Origin of the sequence: Streptomyces sp. SDT5-1, from assembly GCF_052245995.1 — a bacterium.
Lineage (GTDB): Bacteria > Actinomycetota > Actinomycetes > Streptomycetales > Streptomycetaceae > Streptomyces.
This window is the reverse complement of the sequence record NZ_CM125963.1, coordinates 6934829-6961460: the sequence shown is the minus strand read 5'-3', so window position 1 is coordinate 6961460 and position 26632 is coordinate 6934829. Positions and strand designations below refer to the sequence as shown.

The 26632-nt window shown below is 67.6% G+C and carries 38 protein-coding genes and 1 pseudogene; 27 read left to right on the top strand and 12 right to left on the bottom strand.

The window, feature by feature from the left end; all coding sequences use genetic code 11:
* Positions 1-671 precede the first annotated feature (671 nt).
* A complete protein-coding gene (locus tag ACTWJ8_RS31885) occupies positions 672-1427 on the top strand; it encodes a helix-turn-helix transcriptional regulator (protein WP_443265055.1) in 756 nt (251 codons plus the stop codon).
* 103 nt (positions 1428-1530) lie between these two features.
* Here ACTWJ8_RS31885 and ACTWJ8_RS31880 read toward each other — a convergent pair whose 3' ends face one another.
* On the bottom strand, positions 1531-1881 hold the full coding sequence (locus ACTWJ8_RS31880) for an SH3 domain-containing protein (protein ID WP_443261041.1): 351 nt from the start codon (positions 1879-1881) through the stop codon (positions 1531-1533).
* Between the two features lie 284 nt (positions 1882-2165).
* On the opposite strand from ACTWJ8_RS31880, the gene ACTWJ8_RS31875 reads away from it, so the two are divergent.
* Positions 2166-2315, top strand: a complete 150-nt coding sequence (locus ACTWJ8_RS31875) for a hypothetical protein (RefSeq protein WP_443261040.1) — start codon at positions 2166-2168, stop codon at positions 2313-2315.
* 98 nt (positions 2316-2413) lie between these two features.
* On the opposite strand, the gene ACTWJ8_RS31870 is transcribed toward ACTWJ8_RS31875, so the two are convergent.
* Positions 2414-2626 (bottom strand): hypothetical protein, encoded by a 213-nt coding sequence (locus ACTWJ8_RS31870; protein WP_443261039.1) that lies wholly within the window; start codon positions 2624-2626, stop codon positions 2414-2416.
* Positions 2627-2824: 198 nt separating this feature from the next.
* Positions 2825-3040, bottom strand: a complete 216-nt coding sequence (locus ACTWJ8_RS31865; protein ID WP_443261038.1) for a hypothetical protein — start codon at positions 3038-3040, stop codon at positions 2825-2827.
* Positions 3041-3183: 143 nt separating this feature from the next.
* Between ACTWJ8_RS31865 and ACTWJ8_RS31860 the strand changes: the two genes are divergently transcribed.
* From ACTWJ8_RS31860 to ACTWJ8_RS31805, 12 genes are all read left to right on the top strand, one after another.
* Positions 3184-3426 carry a helix-turn-helix domain-containing protein gene (locus ACTWJ8_RS31860; protein WP_443261037.1) on the top strand — a complete coding sequence of 81 codons (243 nt, stop codon included), beginning with the start codon at positions 3184-3186 and terminating at the stop codon, positions 3424-3426.
* Entirely contained in the window at positions 3423-3650 is a 228-nt protein-coding gene (locus tag ACTWJ8_RS31855; protein WP_443261036.1) for a hypothetical protein, read from the top strand. The genes ACTWJ8_RS31860 and ACTWJ8_RS31855 overlap by 4 nt, the downstream gene beginning before the upstream one ends.
* A gap of 210 nt (positions 3651-3860) precedes the next feature.
* The gene (locus tag ACTWJ8_RS31850) at positions 3861-4091 is read left to right on the top strand and encodes a hypothetical protein (RefSeq protein ID WP_443261035.1); all 231 of its coding nucleotides are present in this window, start codon (positions 3861-3863) and stop codon (positions 4089-4091) included.
* Entirely contained in the window at positions 4091-4237 is a 147-nt protein-coding gene (locus ACTWJ8_RS31845; RefSeq protein WP_443261034.1) for a hypothetical protein, read from the top strand. Before ACTWJ8_RS31850 ends, ACTWJ8_RS31845 begins: the two co-directional genes overlap by 1 nt.
* Before the next feature lie 225 nt (positions 4238-4462).
* Positions 4463-4714, top strand: a complete 252-nt coding sequence (locus ACTWJ8_RS31840) for a hypothetical protein (protein ID WP_443261033.1) — start codon at positions 4463-4465, stop codon at positions 4712-4714.
* Entirely contained in the window at positions 4711-4926 is a 216-nt protein-coding gene (locus ACTWJ8_RS31835) for a hypothetical protein (protein WP_443261032.1), read from the top strand. The genes ACTWJ8_RS31840 and ACTWJ8_RS31835 overlap by 4 nt, the downstream gene beginning before the upstream one ends.
* On the top strand, positions 4923-5159 hold the full coding sequence (locus ACTWJ8_RS31830) for a hypothetical protein (protein ID WP_443261031.1): 237 nt from the start codon (positions 4923-4925) through the stop codon (positions 5157-5159). The genes ACTWJ8_RS31835 and ACTWJ8_RS31830 overlap by 4 nt, the downstream gene beginning before the upstream one ends.
* Positions 5156-5362, top strand: coding sequence for a hypothetical protein (locus ACTWJ8_RS31825; RefSeq protein WP_443261030.1), 207 nt, complete (start codon positions 5156-5158; stop codon positions 5360-5362). The genes ACTWJ8_RS31830 and ACTWJ8_RS31825 overlap by 4 nt, the downstream gene beginning before the upstream one ends.
* Positions 5363-5394: 32 nt before the next feature.
* Complete coding sequence (locus tag ACTWJ8_RS31820; RefSeq protein WP_443261029.1) at positions 5395-5619, top strand: hypothetical protein; 225 nt, start codon at positions 5395-5397, stop codon at positions 5617-5619.
* Complete coding sequence (locus ACTWJ8_RS31815; protein ID WP_443261028.1) at positions 5612-5803, top strand: hypothetical protein; 192 nt, start codon at positions 5612-5614, stop codon at positions 5801-5803. The genes ACTWJ8_RS31820 and ACTWJ8_RS31815 overlap by 8 nt, the downstream gene beginning before the upstream one ends.
* A gap of 70 nt (positions 5804-5873) precedes the next feature.
* Positions 5874-6089 (top strand): hypothetical protein, encoded by a 216-nt coding sequence (locus ACTWJ8_RS31810; protein WP_443261027.1) that lies wholly within the window; start codon positions 5874-5876, stop codon positions 6087-6089.
* Positions 6079-6414 carry a hypothetical protein gene (locus tag ACTWJ8_RS31805; protein WP_443261026.1) on the top strand — a complete coding sequence of 112 codons (336 nt, stop codon included), beginning with the start codon at positions 6079-6081 and terminating at the stop codon, positions 6412-6414. The genes ACTWJ8_RS31810 and ACTWJ8_RS31805 overlap by 11 nt, the downstream gene beginning before the upstream one ends.
* Positions 6415-6483: 69 nt before the next feature.
* On the opposite strand, the gene ACTWJ8_RS31800 is transcribed toward ACTWJ8_RS31805, so the two are convergent.
* The 3 genes from ACTWJ8_RS31800 to ACTWJ8_RS31790 all read right to left on the bottom strand — a co-directional run bounded on the left by ACTWJ8_RS31800 (position 6484) and on the right by ACTWJ8_RS31790 (position 8629).
* On the bottom strand, positions 6484-6615 hold the full coding sequence (locus ACTWJ8_RS31800; protein ID WP_443261025.1) for a hypothetical protein: 132 nt from the start codon (positions 6613-6615) through the stop codon (positions 6484-6486).
* A gap of 197 nt (positions 6616-6812) precedes the next feature.
* Entirely contained in the window at positions 6813-7352 is a 540-nt protein-coding gene (locus ACTWJ8_RS31795) for a GNAT family N-acetyltransferase (RefSeq protein WP_443261024.1), read from the bottom strand.
* A 2-nt stretch (positions 7353-7354) separates the two neighbouring features.
* Complete coding sequence (locus ACTWJ8_RS31790) at positions 7355-8629, bottom strand: XRE family transcriptional regulator (protein WP_443261023.1); 1275 nt, start codon at positions 8627-8629, stop codon at positions 7355-7357.
* Between the two features lie 280 nt (positions 8630-8909).
* On the opposite strand from ACTWJ8_RS31790, the gene ACTWJ8_RS31785 reads away from it, so the two are divergent.
* The 6 genes from ACTWJ8_RS31785 to fxlM all read left to right on the top strand — a co-directional run bounded on the left by ACTWJ8_RS31785 (position 8910) and on the right by fxlM (position 15775).
* Positions 8910-9365 carry an ATP-binding protein gene (locus ACTWJ8_RS31785; RefSeq protein WP_443261021.1) on the top strand — a complete coding sequence of 152 codons (456 nt, stop codon included), beginning with the start codon at positions 8910-8912 and terminating at the stop codon, positions 9363-9365.
* Positions 9365-9754, top strand: a complete 390-nt coding sequence (locus ACTWJ8_RS31780; RefSeq protein WP_443261020.1) for a hypothetical protein — start codon at positions 9365-9367, stop codon at positions 9752-9754. Before ACTWJ8_RS31785 ends, ACTWJ8_RS31780 begins: the two co-directional genes overlap by 1 nt.
* Before the next feature lie 421 nt (positions 9755-10175).
* Entirely contained in the window at positions 10176-10349 is a 174-nt protein-coding gene (fxlA, locus tag ACTWJ8_RS31775; RefSeq protein WP_443261019.1) for an FxLD family lanthipeptide, read from the top strand.
* Positions 10350-10424: 75 nt separating this feature from the next.
* Positions 10425-13427 (top strand): lantibiotic dehydratase, encoded by a 3003-nt coding sequence (locus ACTWJ8_RS31770; protein WP_443261018.1) that lies wholly within the window; start codon positions 10425-10427, stop codon positions 13425-13427.
* Complete coding sequence (locus tag ACTWJ8_RS31765) at positions 13424-14566, top strand: lanthionine synthetase C family protein (RefSeq protein ID WP_443261017.1); 1143 nt, start codon at positions 13424-13426, stop codon at positions 14564-14566. The genes ACTWJ8_RS31770 and ACTWJ8_RS31765 overlap by 4 nt, the downstream gene beginning before the upstream one ends.
* 12 nt (positions 14567-14578) lie before the next feature.
* The gene (gene fxlM / locus ACTWJ8_RS31760) at positions 14579-15775 is read left to right on the top strand and encodes a methyltransferase, FxLD system (protein ID WP_443261016.1); all 1197 of its coding nucleotides are present in this window, start codon (positions 14579-14581) and stop codon (positions 15773-15775) included.
* Here the strand turns inward: fxlM and ACTWJ8_RS31755 are convergent.
* Positions 15759-16850, bottom strand: coding sequence for a flavin monoamine oxidase family protein (locus ACTWJ8_RS31755; protein ID WP_443261015.1), 1092 nt, complete (start codon positions 16848-16850; stop codon positions 15759-15761). The genes fxlM and ACTWJ8_RS31755 overlap by 17 nt on opposite strands.
* A 121-nt stretch (positions 16851-16971) precedes the next feature.
* Positions 16972-17901 (bottom strand): alcohol dehydrogenase catalytic domain-containing protein, encoded by a 930-nt coding sequence (locus ACTWJ8_RS31750; RefSeq protein ID WP_443261014.1) that lies wholly within the window; start codon positions 17899-17901, stop codon positions 16972-16974.
* Positions 17902-18139: 238 nt separating this feature from the next.
* On the opposite strand from ACTWJ8_RS31750, the gene ACTWJ8_RS31745 reads away from it, so the two are divergent.
* From ACTWJ8_RS31745 to nhaA, 7 genes and pseudogenes are all read left to right on the top strand, one after another.
* The gene (locus ACTWJ8_RS31745; protein ID WP_443261013.1) at positions 18140-19021 is read left to right on the top strand and encodes a LysR family transcriptional regulator; all 882 of its coding nucleotides are present in this window, start codon (positions 18140-18142) and stop codon (positions 19019-19021) included.
* A 149-nt stretch (positions 19022-19170) separates the two neighbouring features.
* Positions 19171-19452 carry a hypothetical protein gene (locus tag ACTWJ8_RS31740; protein ID WP_443261012.1) on the top strand — a complete coding sequence of 94 codons (282 nt, stop codon included), beginning with the start codon at positions 19171-19173 and terminating at the stop codon, positions 19450-19452.
* A gap of 20 nt (positions 19453-19472) precedes the next feature.
* Positions 19473-19733 (top strand): annotated as a pseudogene (locus tag ACTWJ8_RS31735) (DinB family protein); the annotation flags it as partial.
* Positions 19687-20001 carry a hypothetical protein gene (locus ACTWJ8_RS31730; RefSeq protein WP_443261011.1) on the top strand — a complete coding sequence of 105 codons (315 nt, stop codon included), beginning with the start codon at positions 19687-19689 and terminating at the stop codon, positions 19999-20001. The pseudogene ACTWJ8_RS31735 and the gene ACTWJ8_RS31730, both read left to right, overlap by 47 nt.
* A gap of 54 nt (positions 20002-20055) precedes the next feature.
* Positions 20056-20841 (top strand): SDR family NAD(P)-dependent oxidoreductase, encoded by a 786-nt coding sequence (locus ACTWJ8_RS31725; protein ID WP_443261010.1) that lies wholly within the window; start codon positions 20056-20058, stop codon positions 20839-20841.
* Positions 20842-20919: 78 nt separating this feature from the next.
* Entirely contained in the window at positions 20920-21447 is a 528-nt protein-coding gene (locus ACTWJ8_RS31720; protein ID WP_443261009.1) for a carboxymuconolactone decarboxylase family protein, read from the top strand.
* Between the two features lie 384 nt (positions 21448-21831).
* Entirely contained in the window at positions 21832-23076 is a 1245-nt protein-coding gene (gene nhaA, locus ACTWJ8_RS31715; protein WP_443261008.1) for a Na+/H+ antiporter NhaA, read from the top strand.
* A gap of 44 nt (positions 23077-23120) precedes the next feature.
* Here nhaA and ACTWJ8_RS31710 read toward each other — a convergent pair whose 3' ends face one another.
* The 4 genes from ACTWJ8_RS31710 to ACTWJ8_RS31695 all read right to left on the bottom strand — a co-directional run bounded on the left by ACTWJ8_RS31710 (position 23121) and on the right by ACTWJ8_RS31695 (position 26631).
* Positions 23121-24368: a MalY/PatB family protein gene (locus tag ACTWJ8_RS31710; RefSeq protein ID WP_443261007.1), complete on the bottom strand. Its 1248-nt coding sequence runs from the start codon at positions 24366-24368 to the stop codon at positions 23121-23123.
* A complete protein-coding gene (locus tag ACTWJ8_RS31705; protein WP_443261006.1) occupies positions 24362-24775 on the bottom strand; it encodes a RidA family protein in 414 nt (137 codons plus the stop codon). The genes ACTWJ8_RS31710 and ACTWJ8_RS31705 overlap by 7 nt, the downstream gene beginning before the upstream one ends.
* A gap of 117 nt (positions 24776-24892) precedes the next feature.
* Positions 24893-25690: an amino acid ABC transporter ATP-binding protein gene (locus tag ACTWJ8_RS31700; protein ID WP_443261005.1), complete on the bottom strand. Its 798-nt coding sequence runs from the start codon at positions 25688-25690 to the stop codon at positions 24893-24895.
* The gene (locus ACTWJ8_RS31695; RefSeq protein WP_443261004.1) at positions 25687-26631 is read right to left on the bottom strand and encodes an amino acid ABC transporter permease; all 945 of its coding nucleotides are present in this window, start codon (positions 26629-26631) and stop codon (positions 25687-25689) included. The genes ACTWJ8_RS31700 and ACTWJ8_RS31695 overlap by 4 nt, the downstream gene beginning before the upstream one ends.
* Position 26632 lies beyond the last annotated feature (1 nt).

Here is a 26632-nt window from a genome sequence, read left to right as displayed (position 1 = left end):
TGCCTGACGGTCCCGGATGGTCGGCCAGGATGTGCCCCAACTCGTGCAGGACGATGTGGTCTTGATGGTGAGCGGCCGTCTCGCTCTGGTACACGATCACATCTGCTTTGGGTGTCTCGAGCCAGGCGCCCAGCGGGCCGGTGGCCTGCAGAGGAAAGGCCTTGAGCTCGATGTCTCGACCCCGTCGACGTCCGAGCGCGTCACATAGATCGGAAACGCTCAGGGGCGGCTGCACATCGAGAGATCGCAGCAGTTGTCGAATGCGACGCTCCAGGTCCCGGACACCGACACGGCCTGCGCCGTGCTGCTGCCGAGATCCAGGGAGTGTCCGCGCCGTGTGTCTGTCCGAGTCCCGCTCCGGAGGCGGGTTCTGTACCGAATCGGCTTTGGCCGTTCGCCACCACATGGACATGGCCGGTCACCTCCCTCACTCATATCGCTTTGCACGAGTAATCCTGCACAGGGAGTTCCGCCACCGGAGGTGGCGCTACCGGCGACCAGTCGCCGCGCGACACGCGAGCGGCGACCGGAATGTTGCTCTCCGCATATGCCAGACCGCGAGAATAGCGGACATATACACCTAAACGACATACCCGAAAGGCGGGTGCGACCCAGACTTGCGTGACTCAATCCATACGCAGAGACACTCGGTGCCTCCCGAGCTCGGACGCATGCTGCGGCATTGGCGCGAACGGCTCGATCACCGGCGTATCCCCGGGATCGACTCCTCACGTCGCCGGTTGAAACCAGGTCTAACGCAGGACGAAGTGGCTTCCCTCACGGGAGTGGCCAGCTCCTGGTACCGCCAGCTGGAAGGTGGCAGCCCCCGGCCAGTGTCAGAGCAGTTCGCCCAGCGGCTTGCCATGACGCTCAGACTCGACGAGGCGGAGCGAGTGGTCCTCTTCCAACTGGCGGTCGGACACACGCCCCCTACGCCGAAGACGCCGACTAATCAGCAAATCGATGTGCACACGCAAGCGCTGCTCGATTCCGTGCTCCCCCACCCCGCCTATGTCTCGAATCTATGGTGGGACATCGTCGCCCACAACCAGCCGCAGGAAGACTGGTTCCCCTGGCTGCCGTACGAGCGCAACCTGATGCGGTTCGCGTTCTTGTACCCGGAAGCCAGAGAGCAGTTGGTCAACTGGCGGGAGGACTGGGCCATCCCGTTCCTGGCCCAGATCCGCTTCGCCATCGCGACGCATCCCGACACACCTGAGCTCATCCAGCTCCGCGACGACATCCTGGAAGGGAACGGCGATGCCCGCGAATTGTGGGCCACGCAGCAGGCACGTGCCCATCCCGACGGAGATGAACGCAGGTTCTCCCTCCCGTATCACGAGGGGCAGGAGATCCGGGTACGCATCATGGCCCTCGCTCCGATGAGCAACACGGATCTACGCCTCGTGGTGCTGCTTCGCGTGTGAGCGTTCTTCGCTCTCTACATCTCCGGATTCACCGCCGGACTGACGGAAGTCCCGTTTCAACGGAGCCGACGAGGGAGCTGCACAGATGCCTGCTGAGTCCCTGTCAGTCCAGGCATACCCGAACGTCGCGATAGACGTACGTGCCGGAGACCCAGCCCTTCGCGCCCGTGGTCTTGTCCTTGATGTAGACCCAGTTACCGCTCTTCTTGGCCACGCTGAACTTGTGGCTCTTGTAGAGCACGCCGACTGCGGTGGACTTCGCGCTGGGCTTGGACCGGATGGTCACGGCCTTGGCATGCACCGCATATGGCAGATACGGCGACTGGTCATAGCAGTCGCTCGCAGGCATCACGGTCGCGGAAGCGGGAGCCGCACTGGCAGTGGTGGCAGACAGTACCGGCAGAGCGAGTGCGCCGAGCACCGCCGCGGACATGACGATTCGGGTGGAGCGCATGCGGAAGTACCTCCGGGAAGGCAAGGAGACAGCAAGAGACGGCCCCGGGAGTTGCCCCGGCGGCTGCACAAGAGTCCGGAGGATCAGCGGTTTGGTGTGACCGGGATGGCCAGTTATGTTCCGGCCCGCTGTGGCAGCAAGGCTCAGCGCGAATGATCGACAGGGCTCGGATTAGCCCTCTGCACCACACTTGCGGGCAACTCGACGCGCGGCTCCACCGCGCCCGCCCGCGTTGACCAGAAGGCCCGCGGCGAATGGCCCTCCCGGAACGAGGAGCAGAAGCCGTGATCGTTCACGACCTCGGCACCCTCAGCACCACCCTCATCGGCCGCGCCGTCCTCACCGTCGGCGCCACGGCCGGCGCCACGGCCGGCACCGCGACAGCACTCCTCGTCGCCCTCGCCGCCGCCATCCACCGAAAGGCCAGCCGATGACCGACCTCGCCCTCCTCCTGCTCGCCCTCGCTTTCGGCTGGACCATCGGCCACTCCACCGCCCGCATCCGCATCATCCCGGCGGCCGGCGCGCCCACGTCACGCCGCCTCGTAGTGGTGCGCGCGCCCGCCCCGCCACTTCACCCACGCCGGATCGTCGAGCAGCTGCTCCGCGTCCTCCAACCCGGCCCGCCGCAGGAACTCGACCACGGCCGCGTCGCTGTGCGCGAGGCCGAGGATCTGGTCGCGCGCCGTCACCCGCCGTCCGCCGGTACCCAGCGGCGGATGGACAACTATCGGGGCGCCCTCCATCTCCCCAGGATGCGCCGCAGTCAGCCAGTCCGCAGCCCGGCGACCTCCGCGTTCGGGCGTCGGGCCCACTCCTTTGTCGCCGTCAACCTGCCCGACCGCAGAACGTGACACCCACACTCATCAGTCGTTGTACGAGACGTGATGATGGGACCATCCTGGCTGGCCTCAGTCCTCGAACCCTAAGGCCGGCCGGATTCGTCAGTGCGCCCAATGGTCCGGGCCGCCGCCGCGCCACTCGATCAGCGACGAGTAGGCGACGCAGTTCTCGTCGAAGGCCCGTAGCCCGGCATCCTGCAAGATCGCGACGACGTCCTTCACGGACAGCGCCCGGCCGAGGATCGCGCCGTCGATACGGACGCGGCGGCCGCCATCCTCATCGGGCGGGTAGATCACGACAGGCTGCGTAGTGGTCATGCCGCCATCGTGCGGCGGACGTTTTCTCCGTGCAGCCCAGAAGCGTCCGCCTGGGGCGATGGACGGGCGCGCCGCCACTTGGCCAGAAAATCGAACACGTGATCTAGTTGAAGAACAGAGACCGCCACGCCCTGGGGGTGACCATGTCCCGCACACAGACCTCCATGCCCGCCGACCAGCGACAGGCCGGCATCGAGCGAGCGCACCGCGAGCTGCTACTCAAGCTCGACGGCGAGCCGAGCGTGCGCGAACTGGCCGACGCGGTCGGCGTCTCCCCCTCGACGGTCTCGCTTCAGCTCAAGCTCATGCGCCGCCGCGGCATCGACATCCGGACGCGCGGCTGGAGACGCAGGCGCATGTGCCCGCACTGCGGCGGCGACCTGTGACCTACGAGCCGCCCGGCCGCTATCACGTCACCCTCGCCCGCGACGGCGTGCGGATCCTCGACGGCTGGTGGGATGACCCGGACACCGCCGACCGGAAGTTCGCCGGGCTTCAGGCGCAGCACGAGGAGCACGCGGATACACGGCTGCGCCTGACCGAGTGGGACAGCGGGCAGGAGTGGCCGCTGCGCGAGTGGCCTGGCGCCGCGAGGGCGAAGGCCGGGTGATCTCGCTCTCCTGCGGCCGCGAGGCGTTCGACTTCCTAACCGTGTGAGTCATGCAACGAACCCCCGTGATCAACTTTCCTCCGCTCCACCCCGCCACCTAACGTCCCCCGGACACATCGACAGCCGGGGGGCTTACCAAGCGGAGCGAACACCATTAACCCCGGAACATACGTCGCGGGAGCCCTCCTCGTCGGGCTGCTCACTTACGTCGTGATCCAGCGCCGCCGCAACGGCCCGCCGGAGAGCAACCCCGCACTGATCAAGATGCGGAAGATCTGCGCACTCACCGCGATCTGGTGCGCCGTCGGCGCAGAGATCATCGCTCTGATCTCGATCTTCGCGTGGGGCTCTCCGTGGTCGGCCTGCATCGTGCCTGGGCTGCTCGGCGCTGCCATGGTCGTGCTCTACCGCCGCTCGGCGTCGAAGGAGACGCCCAAGTGATGCCCCTCGCACGCGGCAGCGGCATCCCCATCGACTGGCTGCCCGACTGGGCGGCCGTGCTGATACTGGTCGTCATCTTCGGCGTCCTGTTCGGCCTCTGCGTCCCGCCCACGCTGGTCCTCCTCAAGGCGCGGAGGCGCAAGTGAACCCGCAGGCAGTGCCGTACGGCGGCCTGGGCGGACCCGACTGGCTCGGCTGGGCGTTCGTCGCCGGGCTTGTCGCCGTCGCCTGCTGGCGTGCTTGGAGGCGGCGCAAGTGAACGACATCCCCTGGTGGGCCGACATGCCGCACGACGAAGGGATGGTCGTCGCGATCATCGCCTCTGCCATCGCGGTCGGCTTCCCCGTCTACCTCTTCAGGGGGCGCAAGTGATGCCGCGCACGGACAAGTGGCAGCTTGTTGCCCTGGGCGTGATGGCCGTAGGCCTCACCATGGTCGTCCTGGGCACCGTCATGGCCGACGAGGGCGGGGTCAGCGTGTGGTGGCTGCTCCTGATGCTCTTCAACATGGCCCTTCAGTGCTGGGACCTGTACCGGAAACGCCGCAAGCGCCGCGCTGAGCGCCAGGCCGAGCTGGAGCCCCTCGACCGGCTCACGCAGCGCGAGATGCGGAGGCGGCGATGAAGAAGCGTCTGAAGAAGATCGCGGCGCTGCCGGGCACGGCTGCGGCGGGCGTCGGCGGGTACGGCGGCGCCACGGGTGGCAACGAGGCCGGCTGGACCGTGCCGGTATGGATATGCGCCGTCGTGGGCGCCGTGTGCGCCATCTTCATCGTGATCATCATCAACGACGCCCGCGAAGCGATCCGCCACAGCCGCGAGGGACGGTCGCGATGAAGAAGCGCCTGCGCTCCGCCGTAGTCGGCGGCTCCATATCCCTCTGCGGCATGACCGGTGCAGCCGCGTGGCAGCCGTGGCAAAACGTCGTCAGTGTCCTTGTGGGCAGCGTCGTGATGGCCGTAGTGCTCTGGATCCTCTACCGCTGCACGGACTCGGACACGCGACGGCACCAGGCCGAATTCGGGCGCCTGCACTGGTTTTTGCGGCACGAGGAGAGGCGGCGGCGATGAAGGTGCGCATGCGGCGACGGGTGTTTGTGGGCGGCCAGGCTCTGCTGATGGTCTCGGGCGTCCTTCAGGTCCTGGTCAACCCCCATTCGCCGGTCTGGAGGCTTGCCGTGACGGCCGTCGCTGGGGCATGCCTGGTCGCCGCAATTGTCCTCGGGTTGCGCGACTTCCGGCGCCAGGAGCGGCGGGACGAGGTCGGCGAATGAAGGCACGGCTGAGTCAGTGGTGGTGGAGGTTCGTGAGTGCGGACCCGGACCCGCCGAAGAAGGTCACCGTCCGGGAGGCCATGGCGATCATCGTCGTGTTCGCCGTCATCATCGGAGTCATGGGGTTCGCCATCGACGACTGGCCCGATGCAATCGGCGCGGGGATCGTCGGCGCGGGGTGCAACCTGCTGTCCCGGTGGTGGCAGCGCCACACCCACCAGCCGGAGTACGAAGACGTGGACGGTGGAGATGAGTAAGTTCCTGCGCCGCCTCATCATCGCCACGGCCGCCGTCATGGCCGCGGTCCTCGTCGGCGGACTCGTGCCACTGCACTGGCTGACCTGGTGCAAGCCGCTGACCTTCGGAGTCTGTTACGCCGGGTTCATGGCCCTCCAGCGGTACGTGGACAAGAGCAACGAAGAGGAAGACAACGATGAGTAGCCCCATGGGGCCGGTAGGGCCGATCAGGCTCTCTTCGACGGAAGACCGTGAGGAAGCCCGTGCGGAAGCCATGGGCTGCGTCAGCGGCTGCTTCATCTACGTCTTCGCCGTCGTCCTCGCGGTTGCCGCCGGGGCCGCCGTACAGGCCGTGTGGCACACGAACTGGCTGACGCTCACGGTCGGGGCGCTCGTGCTGGCCGGTGGGTGCTGGCTCGGCTCCCGACTGTGGCCGCGCGTGGAGCGCTTCGTGCCCGAGCCGTACCCCGAGGACGACGATGATCAATAAAATCCTCGTCCGGATCGTGTACGCGCTGTTCTTCGGCGGCATGGCCGCCTACGTCGCCCAGGGCGTCTTCCACGACGGCCGGGTGTCCGCGGGCTTCGGGGCCGCCACCGCCGCCGTCTTCGGCGCCTGGAACCTGCGCCGGGCCACCGTGCCCCGCGACCGGCAGCTCGGCCGCGTCGGCAGGTTCCTGATCACCCCCGCGGGCCTGGCCATCGGCCTTGGCCTGGTGGCGCTGGCCGGGGTGTTGGTCGGGCTCGGCCTGGGCGACTGCCCTCCGTCGCCTGGCCCCATGACCTGCGATCTGCCCAGCCACATGAACTGGTAGCCAAGCAAGGAGCCCGCTCTCCCCGTCCCCACGATCGAAGTAGCTGCGCCCGTCACGGCCCCCCTACGGCTACTCCTGCGGCGGCTGCGGGTGCCGGGTGACCTGCCGGAGCTGCTTCTCGACGTCGTACCGGTTGAGGTCGTTGTCCTGCGCGAACTTGGTGACCGCGGCCTGAGCCTTCGCCGCGGCCTCGAACCACACCTCGCGCTACTTGTCGCGCTCGTCGGCGTCGAGGTGCTCCAGCTTCCGGCCCTCGTCGTCGGCCGCGCGCTGCAAGTTGATCAAGTCATCTGGGAGTTCGATCGCCACGACCGGATCTTAAGGCGCTACGCCCCCGAGTTCGGCGCACCACCGTTTGGGTCACTCGCCGTGTCCGCAACCCCGGCAGCAGTCTGCCGTTACCGGATCCTGCGAATCATCACCGTGAGACGCGGCGAGGCCGGTGAAGGCTGGCTGTAGCCGATGTCCTGGTATCCCCATGACCGGTACAGGGCATGCACTTTGCCGTCCCCGGCGGCCTCGTTGACCATGAGCGTGACGTGGGGCTCGGATCGGTCCGCCAAGAGCTCATCGTGGATACGGCGTGCGACGCCGGTCCCGCGCCATCCCGGGCGGACGCCGATCTCCTTGAGGGCCATGGCCGGCTGGGATGTGTACTGTTCCGCCGGCGGCGGGCTGGTGCGCTGCCAGTAGCGGTCGCCGTCTTCGATCCGGTTGGCGTAGGCGTAGCCCACCGGGTGGGTGCCCTCGTAGGCGAGAACGGCCTCGAAGCCAGGTTCGGAGCCGTGCCGGTCCAATCGCTCCCCGAAGGCGGTGACTGCGTAGTTGGGCAGGTGGAGCAGCGGAGCGCGCACCTCGGCGTAGACATCGAGCAAGTCGCCGCGTGCGGCATCCAGTTCGGTGAACGTACGGAGTTCGATGGCGGGTGCCGATGTCATGCTCAGGCCCTCCAGGCGCGGGTGTGCTCGGTCCAGTTGCGAGTACTGACGCTACTCGGTGCCGTGGCACGCAGGGCAGCGCCGAACTCCTGAAGCATGCGAGACACCCGCGCGTGCTGTGTCGCCGCTTCGGCTGGAACGGTCATCGCCGTGTGCGCAGCAGTATCAGCGTCGCCCTGGGCGAGCTGGGCGTGGGCCAGGCGGCTGGTCGCGATGGCGAGAGAGCGGCGCATGTGCGGTCGCAGTGCCGCCAAGCAGCGGTGGGCGTGATACTCCGCGGTGGACCATTCGCCCGCCGCGAGGTAGGCGCTCAGCGCGAGGGAGTGCAGCTCTGCCTCGTCGTAGAAGGCCGTCAGCCAGACGGGGCGATGGTCCTCGCCGGCTCGCGCCATGGCCTCTTGGGCCTGGTCGAAGGCGCGGCGCAGGCCTCCGCGTTCGTGGGCGACCCCTTGAATGGCCATCTGCCGGGCCAGCCCCAGGGAAGCGAACATCGGATCCCGCCGGGTGATGTGGAGATTGCGCGCGACGTCGTTGGCGGCTCGAGCGTCGGCGGGGCGCCCCAGGTGCCGGTAGAGGCTGCCGGCGTGCGACCAGATGCGGAACTTGATCGCCTGGTCACCGGAGAGTTCCGCGAGCGTCTGCGCCTCACGCATGTGCGTGATGGAGTCCTGGAAGCGGCGACCGTCGATGGCCGCCCACATCGCAGAGGAGCGGAACGACGCTGCGGTGGCGTACAGGTTGGAGCGGACGCGCTGTGTCGCCGAGCCCGAGTTCTGCAGGTTCAGGGCTTCGTCGGCCAGCCGGGTCGCGCGTTCCTCAATATCGATCTGCCCGCCCCGACTGTGATCGCTCGCGATCACCGCGGCGAACTTGTTCTGCAGCCTCTCCACGTCACGCATACCGATCTTGCGTGCTGAAGCAGCACCGGGTGCGGCGGCAGCCACGGCCGCCGAGATCGTTCCGGCAACCAGCGTGCGGCGGTGCATAGGGTCTACGTCCTCCTGCTCTGAGGCCACCGTGGGCGCAGGCCGCCTCCGAGGCACGAACCCCAGTTCCAGCGGGTCACGACCAGTGACGCCCTCCAGCGCTTTGCGCGTAGCGCTATTGGGCCACTTGACCCGCCCGGAGCGCCAGTCTCTGACCTGACGTCCGTCGCACCGTCCGAGTCGTCCGGTGAGGCTTTCGAGGGCTGAATTCACGGCGGTCGCGAGGCTGTTGGCGCTGTAGCCATGCTCGTCCATCCACGCCTCAAGGATTGTGTTGCGCGTGGTGTCCATGCCCGCACCGTAGGCCTTTGCACGCAATCCGTCAGGTAAACAGAACGCCAAAAGCCCCTAGGTGTCGCATCGGGATGCAGCACCGCATCCCCTAACTTTCGCGCTCGGTCGGGGAGTTCGCTAGTGAGCAAGGCCGGACGGCGCACGCCGTCGTCCACGCAGCACCCTGACGACCAGGAGCCGAGATGCACTCCCCCACTGGCAGCCTCGCCGGGTTCGCCGCAGTGCTCAACATCGCCTGCCTCAGGCTCCGATGCTCTGTCCACAGGGGAGGTCTCCAATGACCTACGCACCGGCCGTCACGGTCCTCGATGCCGTGCCGCTGCAGCATGCTCCTCGCCGCGCCTTCGAGGTCGCCTTTCAGCCCGACACGTCCCGCGTGAGCCATGCCCGTCGGATCACTGCTGCCTTCCTGGCGTTCTGGCAGGTGCCCGAGCGGCTCGCCGAGGACATCGTCCTCATCGTCTCCGAGCTCGTCGCCAACGCCATCAACCACGGTGCAAGCGCCAGCCCCGCTCCTGGGCATGTCAGCCTGCGCCTGCAGCTCCCCGACGACGAGATCCGTATCGAGGTCATCGACAGCAACCCGGCTCCGGCAACGATGCAGTCGCCCTCCGATGAAGAGGAGTCGGGTCGCGGACTCTTGCTCGTCAGTGCGCTCGCCGACAAATGGGGCGTCACCGAAGACGGCACGAAGACATGGTGCACGGTCAACATTCCCGCGAGGAGCGCGTGATGGCCATCGCCCACACCAACTGCCGCCTTGCGCACCCGTGTCACCCCGCAAGTGAGGGCACCTTACGCAGGATCATCACCGCACTGTCCCGCTCGCTCGCGGACGACGGACTCAGCGACACCGTCTACGAGGCCCTCAACGAGGTCCTGGACGGCGAGCGGCAGCTCACGGAGAACGAGGCCCGGCAGATCGCCGACATCTTCCGCGGCGCCGCCCGCCAGCTCATGCACACGGCCCCGCAGCGGGCGACGTACTACCCCACCGACACCATGCGTCGCTTACGTGCCCTGCACGCCGAATGGCCCAGCCCTGAAAGGGCCGTGCCCTACGTCAGGCGCTTCGCCGTGACCATCAGCACCGCCCTCGACCACATGGGAGACGAAGCGTGACGCGCACTCCCACCTCCACCAGCTCCCGGCGCTGGGAGAACACGGCTCCGTACCTCCCCCATGTGGAGCCGAAGCGCCCCGGCGCCGGGCCCTCTGAGATCGCCCGGATTACGAAGCGCACCCTGGCGAGGCTGCGCCTCGCGCGAGGACATCGGCCTACGCCGCTGATGCATCGCCTGGTCGCCGCCGAGAACCTTCGGTTCGCCGTCCGGTGCCGGCAGATCTGCCGTGCGCGTGAAGGGACACCACTGTGACGCCCGCGGCCCTGGGCAGCCCCCAGACCGCACCGAGGTCCGCTCTCAAACGCGGTGCCTGCGTGTCGAGTTGCGAATACTTGCCTCGCAACCCGGCACGGAGGCACTGAAGACATGTGCCTCCCCGCCCGCACTCCGCGGGTGGACGTACAGCAAGGAGATGCCCCATGAGTCCGATCACGCAGGACAAGCCCCGCCCGACCGCGGCAACCGATGTGCAGGCCGATCAGGAATGGGACCTGGACCTGGTCTTCACGCGGTCTCCCGTGGCGATCCCGGCCGCCTGTGACACCAGCGACGGATGCAAGGCGTCCTGCGCCTCGTCCTGCGCATCGAGCTGACCCCACGTGAGCAGGTGGGGCCCCGCAGCCTCTGGGCCCCACCCACTCCCTCCCACCCAAGGGGGATCCATTCATATGAGAAGCACCCACGCCTTCCGCCGCCATGGTGACGTGCTCCTGCTGCGCGCGGCCGCGAGGCCACTCCAAGCCGCTGGACTCCACAGCTGGCCCGAGATCGGCGATCCGGATGTGTGTCGCCGTTGGCTCCAGGAGATGTGGCGTGACACTGCGTTCGTAGAGGCACTGGCTGTGGCCTCGCCCTCGCTCGCGAACGCGGTTGACCAACTCCTGGGCAACTCCAGCGCACCGCCGAAGCGGGTCAGCAAGGCCACCCTCTCCGTAGCTCATTACCTGCTGCGTTCCAGTGGCCGGTCCGTTCCCTTCGGTCTTTTCGCCGGTGTAGCACTCGCTGGAGTCGGCCCCGCCCAGGCCGACTTCGCGGCCGAGCACCACGCCGTGGGCCGTGTGGACACCCTCTGGCTCGACCATGTACGCCGCGACCTCCAAGGCCGCCCGGATGTGCTGCGTCATCTCTCCTTGCGCGTCAACGAGTTCGCCGTCCGTCGAGGTGCAAGCATCGATACACCACTGCCGGATGGGCGCCTGGCCACCGCACGCATCGCCCGCCCTCTGTCCGTACTGCTCGACGCGGCCGCGACCGCGGTCTCCGGCCAGGAATTGACCAACCGGCTCATGGCCCTCGGCGGAACACTCGAGACGGCTCAGAACCTGATCCGGGCAGCCCTGGACGGGGCGATACTGACCAGCAACCTGCACGCGCCTATGACGGACGCCGACCCCGCTCGGCAGATCGTGAATACCCTGCTGCCGCACATGCCGACCCTGTCGGAGACCACACGAGACGTGCTCGAGCGTCTCGCCAACGTGACTCGGCTTCTCGACAGCCACAACGCCACGGCGCTCGGCAAGGCGCACTGCCTGCGTAGCACAGTGCACGAGCACGTGAAGCAGATCTCGGCGGCAGGCCGATCCCGAGTCAGTTACGACTTGCGCCTCGACGCCACCGTTCGCATTCCCGAGCACGTGCTGAACGAGGCCGAACACGCTGCACATGCCCTGCTGCGACTCACCCGCGTGCAGGGCCCCCGATCACCCTGGGCGATGTTCCACGCCGTCTTCTGGGAACGGTACGGTGCCGGCTGCCTGGTCCCAGTGCGCGACGCCATCGACCTGGCCTCCGGCGTGGGACTGCCACCCGACTACCCGCACTCAGTGTGGACACAGCCCGACGTGAAGGTGCTGCCCCGCGACGAGCGGCTCATGGACCTGGCCTGGCAGGCACTCATGGAGGGCGAGCTCGAGGTCCGTCTGAGCGAGGACGACCTCGATGCCCTGAGCAGCGACGACACGCCGGACACGCGACTGGCCCCCCACGTGGAGCTCGCCGTACAGGTGCACGCGACCAGCCAACAGGCGGTGGACGAGGGAGACTTCACGCTCGACGTACGTCCCGCCTGGACCGGCGGGAACCTCACCGGCCGGTTCGCCTCCCTCCTCGGCAGGCCGTTGTCAGACCTGTACAGCACACTGCCCACCATGGTTGAAGGCGCCGTGCCCGCGCAGCTCTCGTTCGCACCCGTCTTCCCACATGCCGAAAACATCGCCCGTATCCCTGCGCTCTTGCCGCATGTCATCTCCCTCGGCGAGCACCGGCCAGCCGACGACCACGGTGTCATCAATCTCGACAACCTCGCCGTCTATGCCACCGGGAAGGCCCTGTACCTGGTCAGCCTCTCCCAGCGTCGCGTCATCGAGCCCGTTGTCCTGCATCCGCTGGCACTGGAGAAGCAGGCGCCCCCGCTGGCCCGTTTCGTGGCCATGCTGGGGCGTGGCTTCGCCACCCACTGGACCGAGTTCGACTGGGGTCCGCTCACAGCGAGCATGCCGTTCCTGCCGCGAGTCACCTACCGCAAGGCAGTGCTGTCGCCGGCTCGCTGGCGCCTGCCTGCCGGCCACCTCCCGACCGGGAGCTTCAGCAAGGCCTGGCACACAGCGCTCCTTGAGTGGGCCGATAGGTGGCGCTGCCCGAATCGGGTCGACGTCCACGATGACGACCGCACAGTTGCGCTGGACCTTCACGAGCCCCTGCACGCCCGCCTCGTGCACCGGCATCTACAACGCCACGACCACACCCAGCTGACCGAGGCGCGCGCTGACGCCGAGTTGGGGTGGATCGGCCACGCCCACGAAGTGGTGGTCCCTCTCACCAGCACCCAACCGCCCCAACCTCACCCGGACCTCACGCACGCCCCTGTCGTCACCAACTCGACGCGCGCTTGCCCCGGCGACACTCAGCAGCGCTGGCTCCAGGCGAAGGTCTTCACCCATCCCACCGTCATGAACGAGATCCTGACCCACCAACTGCCCGACCTGATCCACGAACTCGACGACCCGGTCCACTGGTTCATGCGCTACCGGTCCCTGCACGAGGACGACCACCTGCGTATCCGCATCGCCGTGCACGGAGCCGGGCAACGCGTGCACGTGACCCAGGCGCTCGATGCCTGGACCGCACACCTCACCGACGTACGCCTCGCATCCCGCCTCGTCTTCGATGCCTATCGGCCCGAACGAGGACGCTACGGCACCGGCACAGCCATGGAAGCCGCGGAGGACGTCTTCGTCGCCGACAGCCTCGTCGCCCGTCACGCCCTCGCCGACCTGCCGACCCTGGACGCACGTGTCCTGTGCTCCCTCGGCATGCTCGACATCGCCCAAGGGCTCCTGGGTACACACCAGGGTCTGGAATGGCTGCTCTCCACTCCCACCTCAGGGTCCGGGCAAGTCGACACCACCCGTCGGACCCTCGCGCACTCCCGCGGCAACCTCCTGATCGACACATCGCCGCGTTTGGCTGCCGCGCATTCCCAACGCCGCGCGGCGCTCGGAAGCTACCGAACACACCTGACGAAACCCCAACTCCCTGCTGTCCTGGAGTCGTTGCTGCACATGCACCACAACCGACTGATGGGCCCGGACCGGGAATCCGAAGCGGCCAGCCGCCACGCGGCCCGCCAGGCCGCCCGTTCGCTGCTCACCTGGACGGCAGCGTCATGAAGGGCATCCACGACCTGGGGAACGGCCTCGCCGGCACCGCCGTGTACGAGATGGTCATGGCACGGCACCGCGGCGTATGGGAGGGCGCCCACACAGTGGCAAAGGCCCTCGCCTCCCGACCGGTCACCTCACACCCGGCAACAGCCAGCCTCTACCGCGGAGCGCCGGCCGTCGCCTACGCCCTCCACACCGGCGCGCACCCTGCGTATGTGAAGGCGTTGGAGTACGCGGACCGCGAGGTGACCGCCATCGTCGAGCGACGTCTGACCGCAGCCTTCGACCGGATGCGCACCGGGCGCCCACCACGACTACGTGAGTACGACCTGATCAGCGGGCTCACCGGCCTCGGCGCCTACCTCCTACACCGCGGCCACACGACGCTGCTCCAACACGTACTCGGCTATCTCGTCCGCCTCCTGACCGAGCCCGTGGCTGTCAGCGGGCTGGAGGTACCAGGCTGGTGGGCGGCCGACAGCCCCCGCGGCCGCTACGACGAGCACTGGCCCCACGGCCACGCCAACTTCGGCCTCGCCCACGGCGTCGCCGGCCCCGTTGCCCTCCTGGCCCTCAGCGCCCGCGCCGGAATCACCGTTGCGAACCAGAACAAGGTGCTGCACGAAGGGATCCGGATCCTCACGCACTGGGCTCGGCCGCTGCACGGCGGCGGCACTGGCTGGCCCGAGGCCCTCGACCTGGCCAAGTTCCAGCGTGGCCCGCTCCCTCTCGCCCGACCGACGAGACCCTCATGGTGCTACGGCACCCCAGGCATCGCCCGCGCCCTCCAACTGGCCGCACTCGCCTGCGCCAACGCCTCTGCCCAGCACCTGGCCGAGAAGGCGCTTCTGTCCTGCGTCACCGACCGCGCCCAAACCTCGCAGCTGAACGACGCCACCGTCTGCCACGGCTGGGCCGGCCTGCTCCTCACCGTCGAACGCGCCGCAGCCGATGCCGCGGACGACACCCTCGAACGACAGCTTCCGCGCCTGCACACCCACCTCACCAACTACCTCGTGCAGCACGACATACCCCACAGTCCCGGGCTCCTGACCGGCACCGACGGCATCCTCCTCGCCCTGCACACCCTCAGCCCCTCCCACCCCGCCACCGCGACGTGGGAAACCTGCCTCCTCCTCACCTGAAAGAGCCCCACCATGTCCCACACCCCCACAGCCGAAGAACTCCGCAACCAACTCATCGACACCATCACCGCCGAGCGCCCGCTGACCCCACAGGTCGAGCAGGCCATGCGGTCGGTCAGCCGCGAAGCCCACCTGCCCGGCCTCGATCTCCCCACCGCCTACAGCGACCAGGCCGTGACCATCAAGGACAACCCCACCGGCCCCCTCCCCCTGTCCTGCGCCTCCGTCCCGTCCGTCGTCGCGATGATGCTCGACCAACTCCACGTGCAGCCCGGCGACAACATCCTGGAGATCGGGGCGGGCACCGGCTACAACGCCGCACTTCTTGCCGAACTCACAGGCCCTTCAGGCCAGGTCACCACCCTCGACATCGACAGCGACGTCGCCCTGCACGCCCGCACCACCCTGAACGCCGCCGGATACGACCACGTCCGCGTCATCCACCGCGACGGACTCCTCGGCGACCCCGAGCACGCCCCGTACCACCGCATGATCGCCACCGTCGGCGTGTGGGACATCCCGTCCACCTGGTGGGAACAACTCGCCGACGGCGGACGCCTCGTCCTCCCCCTGCGCTGGCGCGGCCAGACCCGCTCCGTTGCCCTCGTCCGCGACGGAGACGTACTCGTCTCCGAGGGAATGGAACTGTGCGGCTTCGTCCCCATCATCGGTCAGGACGGCGAACGCACTGCCGCACTCGATCCGGACGAGACCGTGCGCGTTCACCACGACCAGGACCAGGAAGTCGACGCTGCCGCCCTCGGCCGCAGCCTGTTCACTGGCGAGTGCCGAGAGTCGTGGTCGCAGACACGCATCGGTGGCGAAGAATCCTTTGACGGCGTGTGGCTGCGTGCCACAGCCTACGACGACCGCGTCTGCCGCCTCGAAGTCACCGCCAAGGCCCTTGAGGCGGGCATCCGTCGCCCCGTCATCCCCGTACGCTGCCCCATGCTCACAGCAGGCGATTCCCTCGCCTACCTCATCAACCGCCGCGAAGGCACCGACCCCGACAAGCCGTTCCAACTCGGTGCCGCCGCTTACGGACCGAACGGAGACACCCTCGCCCAAGCGCTCGTTACGTACCTTGACGCCTGGGGCGAGAACCGGACAGCGGTACCGCAGATGACAATCACCCCGGCCGAGTCCGTGGACACCCCGACCGCACACACGATCCGCAAGGTGGAGAGCCAAGTCACCGTCGCCTGCTGATTCCGGACGCGGGCACACCGTCAGACGCCAGCACTGCTGCCGCCGCTCTCTCTCCGGCACCGAGGGCGCCTTCGACGTGCCCCGCGTGGTCGAGTGCCGTTTCTGTTGACGCCCAATGCAGACGACCCGTGAGTGCGGGGTGCTGGTAAAGCGGGTGCCCGAAGAGGGAGTAGTCGGCCAACTGCTGCACTGTGGACGGCGACGTCCAGTGCTCCTCACTCCAGTTGTGTACGTGAAGGGCGCTGGGATCGGCCGCAGCCTCGCCGAACAGCCGGGTCAGCTGAACTGTGACAGCCTGGTCGAACCCCGGGCGCATCGTACGAGCGTGCGCGAACCCAAAGAGTGCCGCGGGTGTCCCGTCGGGCCCGGACATGTCGTGGATCTCCTGAAGTGGCCCCGTCCTGCTGAACGCCGCCCCTGCCAGGCCGTCGTTCCGCCAAAACGCTGCCGGGTATGAAGCGACGACCTTGACGACGGCTCCCATCCACACAGGAGTGGCACTTGCGAGGCGTACAAGGTCGGCGGGGAGTGTGTCACCGAAGTCGATACGCTCCAAGGCCAGGGCGGGCGGCACGGCCAGGACGACATGTTCGGCGCGCAGCGTGCCGCCCGGAGTGTGCACGACCAAGCCGCCCCGGTACGCCGGGTGGATCGCGGTGACGGGTGCGTTCAGGCACAGGGAGTCGGTCGGCAGCTTCGCGGCGAGGGCGTCGGCGAGACTCTGCGATCCGGTGGCGAAACGAAGCGAGGGCGCATCGACGAGGTTCCCCGAGAGGCGGCGTACACCGGCGGTCTCCTGCAGGAGTGTGTCGCCTGCCAGGTGCTGATCGAAGGTCTCAATGCCCGCTCGTGCGGCCTGAGTTCGTACGCGATCCTCACCGTCCCAGAACCACGTGGCTCCCAAGTCCAGTGCCCGGTCTCGGTCACCGGTGGGCGTGGAGTACAGGCGGCCGCCGATGCGGTCGCGCGCTTCCAAGACCGTGACACGGCGGTCGGCGACGTGCAGCGCGGCTGCCGCGGTAAGGCCGGAGGCTCCGGCTCCGATCACGATGACGTCGAGACTGTCCTCGGGCATGTTGGTGAATCCTTCTGGTGGAAACGGGTCCCTGCGGTCTCCGTGCGAGCATCGACATCACAGGGCTACGGGGAGTTCAGGCGTCGGCACCTGGCCCCAGGCAGCGGGGGCGCGCTGCGGGTCATCCGCCGGCGGAGGAGTCCAGGACGATACGGAAACGGGCAGCGCCTTCACGCAGCCGCGACAAGGCCTCCCCGGCCTGCTGCAGCGGCATCCGCTCAACCACGGCCCGTACGCCGTTGGTGACGGCGAACCGCATCGCTTCCTGTGTCTCCCGGGGACTTCCGGTCAGGTGTCCGGTGACGACATGCCCGTGCATGACGAGACCGGCCACGGGGACGGTCACCGCGCCTGCGTCGATGCCGACGAGGGTGAGCTTCCCGTGCGTGTTCAGCCCGGACAGCAACTCGTCCGCTGCGGCGGTGGAGGACGCGGTGAGGACGATGAGATCCGCACCACCAAGTTCCTTGAGTGCTGCCCCAGGCGCCTGGACGGCGCTGTCGATGTAACGGTGGGCACCCAGTTGTCCGGCGAACTTCTCGCGCTCGGTCCCCCGGGCGATGGCGATCGTTTCGTAGCCGAGTTTGCTCGCGAACTGAATGGCCAGGTGGCCGAGGCCGCCGATGCCGAACACGGCGACGCGTCCGCCCGCACGGATTCCGGCGTTGCGTACGGCATTGAAGGTGGTGACACCCGCGCAGCCGAAAGGGGCCGCTTCGAAGAAGTCGAGGCCTTCGGGGATGCGTACCAGCGCGTCGACCGGAACCGTGATGCTCTCGGACCAGCCGCCCGGGTACGACAGACCTGGAACCATTCGCTCGGGGCAATGCACGACATCGCCCGCGCGGCACCGGGCACAGCGCCCGCAGCTGCCACCGAACCAGCCGACGGCCACACGGTCCCCGACCGAGAAACCCTCGACCTGGTCTCCCGTCTCGGCGACGTACCCGGCCACCTCGTGGCCCGGTGTCACGGGAAATACGGTGTCCTTTCCCGTGGCCGCCGCGGTGCCGATGTCGGCGCCGCACACACCACTGGCCACGACGGTCACGCGTACCTGCCTGCCAACCGGTGTCACCGTCGGCGCCGACACCGGGTTCAGGGCACCACGGGGTTCCGTCACGACCATAGACATGGACACAGCCCTGTCCGACATGGCGGCCCTCACTTTCCGACTGAACCAGTGCCCATAGCTGCTGGTTATGCTGAATCGACGAGATCCCCACCGTATGCATCTGGCAAGCGCGCTCGGTAGGGGACGCCAGTGAATGCACCGATAAGGAACGGCTATGTCAGAGCGCTTGAACACCGAAGGGCTGCGGTACGCGCAGGCGGTTGCCGAGACCAGGTCGTTCAGCGCGGCCGCACGCGCCTACGGTGTCACCCAGCCCGCTCTATCGAACGGGATCGCCAAGCTGGAGGAGCGGCTCGGCGGGAAGCTGTTCGAGCGGTCGCCCCGCGGCGTGACCCCGACCGATTTCGGGACGCGGCTCCTCCCCCTCGTCGAGCGCGCCGTATCCGCCTTGGACGCGGTCGCGGGCGAAGCCCGACGCTTGACCGAACCCGATGACCAGAAGATCCGGCTCGGCCTGTCACCACTCATCAGCCAGGCGCTAGTCGCCCGAGCCTTCAGCATGGTCCGCGACCTGCCGCAGCCCCGCGATGTCGTACTGCGCGAGGCCAATATGCAGGACCTGCGCGAAGACCTGATCGCAGGGCGGATCGACATCATCCTGATCCCCGCAGTCGCCGCGATGCCGCGGTACGAGCATCGGGTCGTCGATGTCGAACCGATGGTCGTGGTCACACCTGACGGCGATCAGTGTGCGCCACTCGAGCTGGAGGAGGCGGGTGAGGCACAGTTCATCCTCGTTCCGGACACCTGCGGCCTGACCACCTTCACCACCCAGCTCTTCCAGGCTCACGAGATGCCCCTCAACGCCTATCCGGGCGAGGCAGCCGGCTACCAGGTTCTGGAGGAGTGGACCAAGCTGGGCCTGGGCTCGGCGATGGTCCCTCGCTCCAAGCTCACCTCACCCGACGTTCCCCACCGTCCCCTGCTCGACCAGGGGCGAGAGGTTCAGATCTCCTTCGAAGCGGTCTGGAACGCCGACGCACCCCTCAGCGCCGATCTGCTCCACCTGGCGGACGGCCTCGCAGCCAGCCGTTAGCCCCACACCAGCGAGGCAAGCCATACACATCACCTATAGCTGGATTCACCAAGAGCCCCTACCGCCCCTTTCGGCCGATGCCTAACTTGGCTGGAGTGCCGCGGAAACGCGCACACCCCTCCCGCCACTCAACCAAGTGAGGCATAGCCGTGGCTTATCTTGAGATCACCCTTCAGGTGGCCCCGTCCGACCGCGTCACCGCCGCCGGTGTGTACGAGAAGTACAAGCAGCCGTTCCTGTCCACCGTCCCCGGCGCGACCAGCAAGGAACTGCTCGTCCGCGACGACGACGTCCAGGTCCTGCACGGGTTCACGACCGTGGCCGACGCGAACGCGTACCTGAGCAGCTCGCTGTTCACCGACGACGTCGTCACTGCCCTCTCCCCGATGCTGCAAGCGGCTCCCGAGGTGCGCGTCTACGACGCCGCCTGACGGCGCAGGGCGAGAACCCCATGCACGACCTGTACGCATTGCTGCGCGAGTACGACCGCGCCCGCGCCTACACCGACGACCTGTGGCGTGACCTCAGCCCGGACGAGGTCGTCTGGCGCCCGCATGAGGACTCCAGCGCCATCGGCTGGCACCTCGGGCACCAGGCCCACGTCGCGCACTTCATGGTCCGCAACCTGACCGCCGCCGAGCCCAGCCCCGGAACTCGACGCGGTGATGGACTCCGCCAACCCGGAGAAGTTCCGCGGCGCCCTGCCCACCACGGAACGGCTAGCCGCCTTCCGCGGCACCGTCGCCGAGCGCGTGCACGCACGCATCGGCGACATCGCCGCCGGCCGCGTCGGAGCGGCCACGCAGATGAACATCGTCGCGGCCCATCTGCTGACCGCGCTGATCAACCACGAATACCAGCACGACCAGTGGATCGGGGAGGTGCGTGCCGACAACCTCGGGCATGCGCTCCCGCCGGACCCCGACTCGGACCTGCTGAGCCGCATCGACGGCTACCTGGTCTGCACCCCCTACGCCTGACCCGCAACTCCCCCGGCCTTCTCGTCCGGCTTGTCATTCTGCAAGGAGCACCACATGTCCAGCACCACCATCCTCGACTTCACCGGCAAGAAGGCCGTCATCATCGGCGGCACCAGCGGCATGGGCCTGGCCATCGCCCGGCACATCCTCGACGCCGGCGGCGACGTCGTCGTCACCGGCCGCAGCCAGAACAGCGCCGACCAGGCGGCCGCCGAGCTCTCCGCACACGGCAAGGTCGCCGCCCTCGCCACCGACCTCGCCGACCCGGCCGCCGTCGACGCACTGCGCATCCGCCTGACCGAGGACCACGCCGACGCCACCCTCCTGGTCAACGCCGCCGGCGTCTTCGCCCCCAAGCCGTTCCTGGAGCACACCGCCGCGGACTACGACCGCTACCAGGCGCTCAACCGGGCCTTCTTCTTCCTCACGCAGGCCTTCGCCTCCAACATGATCGAGCGCGGCACAAAGGGCTCCATCGTGAACGTCGGCTCCATGTGGGCCCATCAGGCCATCGCCGCAACTCCGTCGTCGGCGTACTCGATGGCCAAGGCCGCCCTGCACTCCTTCACCCAGCACCTCGCCTTGGAACTCGCCCAGCACGGCATCCGCGCCAACGCGGTGGCCCCGGCCGTCGTCCGCACCCCAATCTACGAGGAGTTCATCCCCAAGTCGGACATGGACACCGCCCTGGACGGCTTCAACGCCTTCCACCCCATCGGCCGCACCGGCACCCCCGATGACGTCGCCGCCACAGTCGCCTTCCTGCTGTCGGAGCAGACCGACTGGGTCACCGGAGCGATCTGGGACGTCGACGGCGGCGTCATGGCCGGCCGCAACTGACCCCATCCCACACGGCCTTCGCCCCGGCCCCGGGCGGACCACCCGGAGCACCAACCGGCCCTCACGAAAGAGCGCGACATGAGCGATGTGCGAGTCACCCCGTGGCAAAGAGACCAATTCCCCCCTCCCCCCGGCGAGTTGCTCACAGGCATGCAGGCTCGTCGCCCCAATGGCGAGCTGATCGGCATTGACCGGGTGCTCCTCAGGAGCGTTCCACTCGCGACAGGATGGAACGGGCTCCTGGGTCGCGTTCGCGCCGACTTCACTCTAAATCTGGAGTACCGCGAACTGGTCATGCTGCGGGTGGCCGTACTGAACAAGGCCGACTTCGAATGGGGCGTTCACCACCCCGCGTACCTGGAGGCAGGCGGCACTGAAGAGAAGTGCGAAGCCATCAAGCACCAGACTGTCGCCGACGGCATCTTCAACGAAGAAGAGCGCGCGCTGCTCACGCTCACCGACCAGTCCACGCAGCGGGTCGACGTAGACGCCACAGTGATCGAAGACCTGAAGCGCCTGTTCGGCGAGGCCCAGACTGTGGAAGCTGTTGCCACCGTCGCTGCCTACAACATGGTCTCGCGGTTCCTGGTGGCGCTGGCCATCTGAAGACACCGGTGCAGCCCCTCGGCGCACGCACGGCGGCGAGGGGCTGCCGAGGAGCTGGACACCGTCAGTTCGTCAGCGTCGGACGCGCGGTCCTTGTTGTTAGGGTGGCATCAAGGTCTCAGGTTTCCGAAGGGAGAGGAGAGGCAGATGCACGACCGTCTCGCTCCCTCGGTGTCGGGGCTGTCAGCCATTCACGGCCGGGTACTTCGGTCCGTGGTGCGGCGAGCGATCGGTACGAACGGGTACGTCAGCTCCTGGGGCGCGATCACGAGCGTGTGCCCACCGAGGGGCCGCTGAGCCCACCGCGTTCTCGCGGAGGCCCGTCACCGGTCACGCGACCGGTGCGCTGCCACGCCCCTTCGTACCACCGGAGCACCTCTCCTCATGTCTGTTCCCTCGCGGATCTCTGCTGCCCTGCGCTCGGACGCGGTCGGCGGCTCGCTGCTGATCGGTGCCGCTGCCCTCGCGCTGGCCTGGGCGAACTCGCCCCTGGCCGCCTCCTACGAGGCCCTGCGCTCGTTCACCTTTGGCCCCGCCTCCCTCCATCTCGACCTGTCGATGGAGACATGGGCGGCCGACGGACTGCTGGCGGTGTTCTTCTTCATCGTCGGCAATGAGCTCAAGCAGGAACTCGTGCACGGCGAACTGCGCGACCCACGCCGAGCGGCTCTACCGATCGCCGCCGCGCTCGGCGGTGTCGCCGTACCTGCCCTGGTCTTCCTCGCCGTCAACGCCTCCGCCACCGGTGAGGCCATCGGCGGCTGGGGCATCCCGATGGCCACGGACATCGCCTTCGCCGTGGCCATCCTTGCCGTGGTCGGCAGCCACTTGCCGACACCGTTGCGGACGTTCTTGCTCACGCTGGCCACGGTCGACGACATGTGTGCGGTCCTGGTCATCGCCGTCGCCTACACCACGGGCATCGACCTCGTCGCCCTCACGCTCGCCGTAGCGGCCCTGGCGGTGTTCGGCTACCTGCAGAACGGCTCCAGTGCCGCTGTCACGCGCGTTCGGGCCACAGTGCCGGCCTGGCTGCTGTTCACCCCGCTGGGCGTGGTGATCTGGGCGCTCATGCACGCCTCCGGGGTGCACGCCACCATCGCCGGTGTCGCGATGGGCCTGCTCATGCGCACCCGCCCTCGCGACGGCGAACGTGTCTCGCCGTCCCACCGCGCCGAGGAGGTCCTGCGTCCCTTCTCGGCCGGGGTCGCGCTGCCCGTCTTCGCTCTGATGTCGGCCGGTGTCTCGCTTTCGGGCACCGACGGGTTCTTCGCGTCCACCATCACGTGGGGCGTGCTCGTCGGGCTGCTGGCAGGCAAGTTCGCCGGAATCCTCGGCGCCACCTGGATCACCAGCCGCCTCACCAGCGCCCACCTCAACCCTCGGCTCGGCTGGGCGGACATCGCCGGGATCACCGTCCTGGGTGGCATCGGCTTCACCGTGTCCCTGCTGATCGCCGAGCTCTCCTACGACAGCCAAGCCCACCTGACCGACGCCAAGGGGGCGATCCTCCTTGCCTCCACCGCCGCGGCCCTCCTCGCCGCGCTCGCACTGGGACACCGCAACCGCCACCACCGGCGCCTGACCGCTCGCGCCGAGCCACAGGACTGGGCCCGGACGAGCGAGTGACCCGACCGGCATCATCCGCGCACGGTGATGCCGGTGCCACCGGGCTACCTCGTACGTGGAACAGCTGCTCCCATTCGTGTGACCGCCTCGGTCAGGACGGCCTGCGAGGTGGCGAAGTTGAGGCGCACATGGTTCGCTCCGCCCGGGCCGAAGACCTCCCCCGAGCTCAGCGCCACCCTGGCTCGATCATGGAACAGCTTCGTCGGGCCCGTCAGGTCGGCGAACGTCGCAGGACCATCCGTTGCGGCACTGGCCTCCTGCCCGGTGTCGACGCTGCCGCAGTCGAGCCAGGCGAGGAAGGTGCCCTCGGGCGGTCGGTAGCCGACGGTCGGCAGGTGTTCTTTCAGAAGCTGCCCCAAGAGTGTTCGGTTGCTGTCGAGCCCTTCGAGGAGAGCGTCCAGCCAGGCATCGCCTTCCCGGAAAGCAACCGTGTGCGCGATCACCCCGAGATGGCTGGCTCCACGCCCCAGCCAAGCTGGCAATACATCATGTCGCGTTGCCGCTTCCTCGCCGGCGACAACAAGGCCCGCCTTCAGGCCAGCCAGGTTCCAGGCCTTCGACGCGGACGTGCCGCAGAACCCGTTCTCCGCACCCGGCACACTGAGGAAGGGAGTGAACTCCGCTCCTGACAGGACCAGAGGCCCGTGAATTTCATCGGAAACCACCCGCACGCCGTACTCGCGGGCCAGCAGCGCGACTGCCGTGAGTTCCTCGCGGGTGTGGGCGACTCCCGTCGGGTTGTGCGGGTTGGAGAGGAGATAGACGGCCCGTTTGCCTCGGGCGTTCACGTGCTGGAACGCCGCTTCGAGAGCCTTGAGGCCGATGCGGAGGTTCTCCCCCAGGGGCGCTTCCACGACGTCACGTGAGGCATGTGCCGCGTAGATGTAGAACGGTGTGTAGACGGGCGGGTTCACGATGACGATGTCGCCGGGTCCGGTAAGGGAACAGATGACCTCGAACATGCCCGTCATGACGTCCGGCACGACCGCGGTTCGCGCGACATCGACCGTGTGCCAGCCCCATCGCCGGCTGGCGAAGCCACTGAAGGCTTCGGCCAGGGCGGTACCGACGGGGTAGCCGGTGTCACCGCCCTCGATCGCTTCCTGCAGAGCCGAGGTGATTTGCGGTGCGAGGGGCACGTCCATCTCCGCGACCCACAACGGCAGTACGTCTTCCGCGTATGTCTGCCACTTCCAGCTGGTGCGCCGACGAAGGTCGGCCAGGGAGAGCTGCTCAAGTGGGTTGGCCGGTGCGGCCCCGGCCCCCGTCTTCTTGCCCTGGGGGCTCAGCATTCCACGCTCATTTCGATCTCGACACAGGAATTCAGGGGCAGGGACGCCACGCCCACAGCGATCCGTGCATGCTCGCCTCGGCTGCCCAGGGCGTCCAGCACGGTCCGCGACGCGGCGTTGACCACCGCCGGCGCATCGAAGAAGCCGGGCGCGGTCGCCACGTACCCACCGATACGTACGACCCGGCGCACGGCATCGAGCGAGCCCAATTCCGCCCGCAGGACTACCAGACAACGCTGTGCGGCGAGGGATGCCGCCTCCTGGGCCTGCTCGACCGTGATGTCCGCTCCGACGCGTCCGGCGTGGATCACCGAGTGATCCTGTATCGGGAGCTGGCCCGACACGATCAACGTGTCGCCCGAACGAACAGCCCTCTGATAGAGCGGCTGTGGGTGTGTCACTGACATGGGGTGGGCCTCCATATGCGCATGGTGTGGTCATGGAACGGCGGAGGACGCTGCCAACCGTCCTCCGCCGGAAGCCGTCCATCGGCATCGCGCGCGAGCAACGACGGACAGGTTTCGTCAGGCAAGAACGCGCTGCAAGAACTGCTGAGTTCGTGCTTCACGAGGGGAGTTGAGAACCTGCTCCGGCGGCCCCTCCTCGACCACGGCACCATCCGCCATGAAGACGATTCGGTCGGCGACCTGTCGCGCGAAGCCGATCTCGTGGGTGACGACCAGCATCGTGCGGCCCTCAGTTGCGAGAGCGGTCATGACATCGAGCACTTCACCCACCAGTTCAGGGTCGAGGGCAGAGGTCGGCTCGTCGAACAGCAGGAAGAGTGGCTTCATGGCGACGGCTCGCGCGATCGCCACCCGCTGCCGCTGCCCACCGGACAGCTGCGACGGGTAGTGATGAACCTTGTCCTCCAGGCCGACGCGCTTCAGCCACTCAACCGCTTCCTCCTTCACCTCATCCGAATTGCGCTTCTGAACCCGGACAGGGCCCTCCATGACGTTCTCAAGGGCAGTCAGGTGTGGGAACAGGTTGAAGTGCTGGAACACCATTGCTGTGCGAGCGCGTTGAGCGCAGAGGTACCGTTCCGACAACTCGTGGAGCTTGCCGTCGACGAGCTTGAAGCCCATCGGCTCGCCGCCGACCCAGACCTCGCCGGCGTCGGGAACCTCAAGACGGTTCAGGGTGCGGAGGAAGGTCGATTTCCCCGCTCCCGAGGGGCCAATGACACACACGACCTCACCGGGGTTGACGTCGAGCGAGACCTCGTGGAGCACTTGGTGGTGGCCGTAGGACTTGCTGATCGAGATGGCCTCAAGCACCGGCTTGGGCCGCGTCCCTTCTTGAGCGGCTTGATTCGTCATGCCTTGTCCCTAAGTCCAGGCGGCCGGAGAAGACCACGCTTGAGTGCCCCGCCGAGGCTTCGTGTGCCGGCGGCGGCACCGGGTCGCCTTCCTTTGCTGTCGAAGACGCGCTCGATGTAGTACTGGCCGACGCTCGCGATGCTGACGAGGACCATGTACCAGATCGCGACGGCGAGCAGTGTCTCCATGACCTGGAGGTTGAAGGAGGAGATGTTGTTCGCCGCCTTCACCAGCTCGAGGAAGCCGATGACGGATGCCAACGTGGTGCTCTTCATCATGTTGATGAAGTTGTTGCTCGTCGGCGGGATGATCACCACCATCGCCTGCGGCAGAATGATGCGTCGAGTTCGCTGCCACGGCGTCTCGCCGATCGACTGAGCGGCCTCCACCTGACCCCGATCGACGCTCTTGAGGCCGGCGCGGACGATCTCCGCCATGTACGCACTCTCGTTGAGAGCCAGGCCGAGGAATGCGGCGGTGAAGGCCGTCATCACACTGTTGGCGTTCACGTCGACGAACTGGAGCGCGGTACCGGGGATCCCGATCTGGATGCGCGGAAACACCAGGGCCAGGTTGTACCAGAGGAGGATCTGGACAAGGACGGGCATTCCACGGAACGCCCATGTGTAGACCGAGGCGAAGGCTTGCGCGACAGGGTTCTTGGACACCCTCATCAACGCGATGATCACGCCGAGGACGATCGCCGCACACTCGGAAGCAAGCGCCAGGAGGATCGTGTTGACGACTCCCTGCAGGATGGGCCCGTCGACCAAGTACCCAGGGATCGACGCGTAGTCGATGTTTCCGTGGGAGGCACCCCATACGAGTGCGACGGAAAGCAGCACGACGACCGCCGCGGCGACCCATCGGCCCCAGTGCTTGAGCTTGACCTGTGGGAAGAGTTCCCGCGTCTTCTCCGCATCGATGCTGACGGCGGCCATG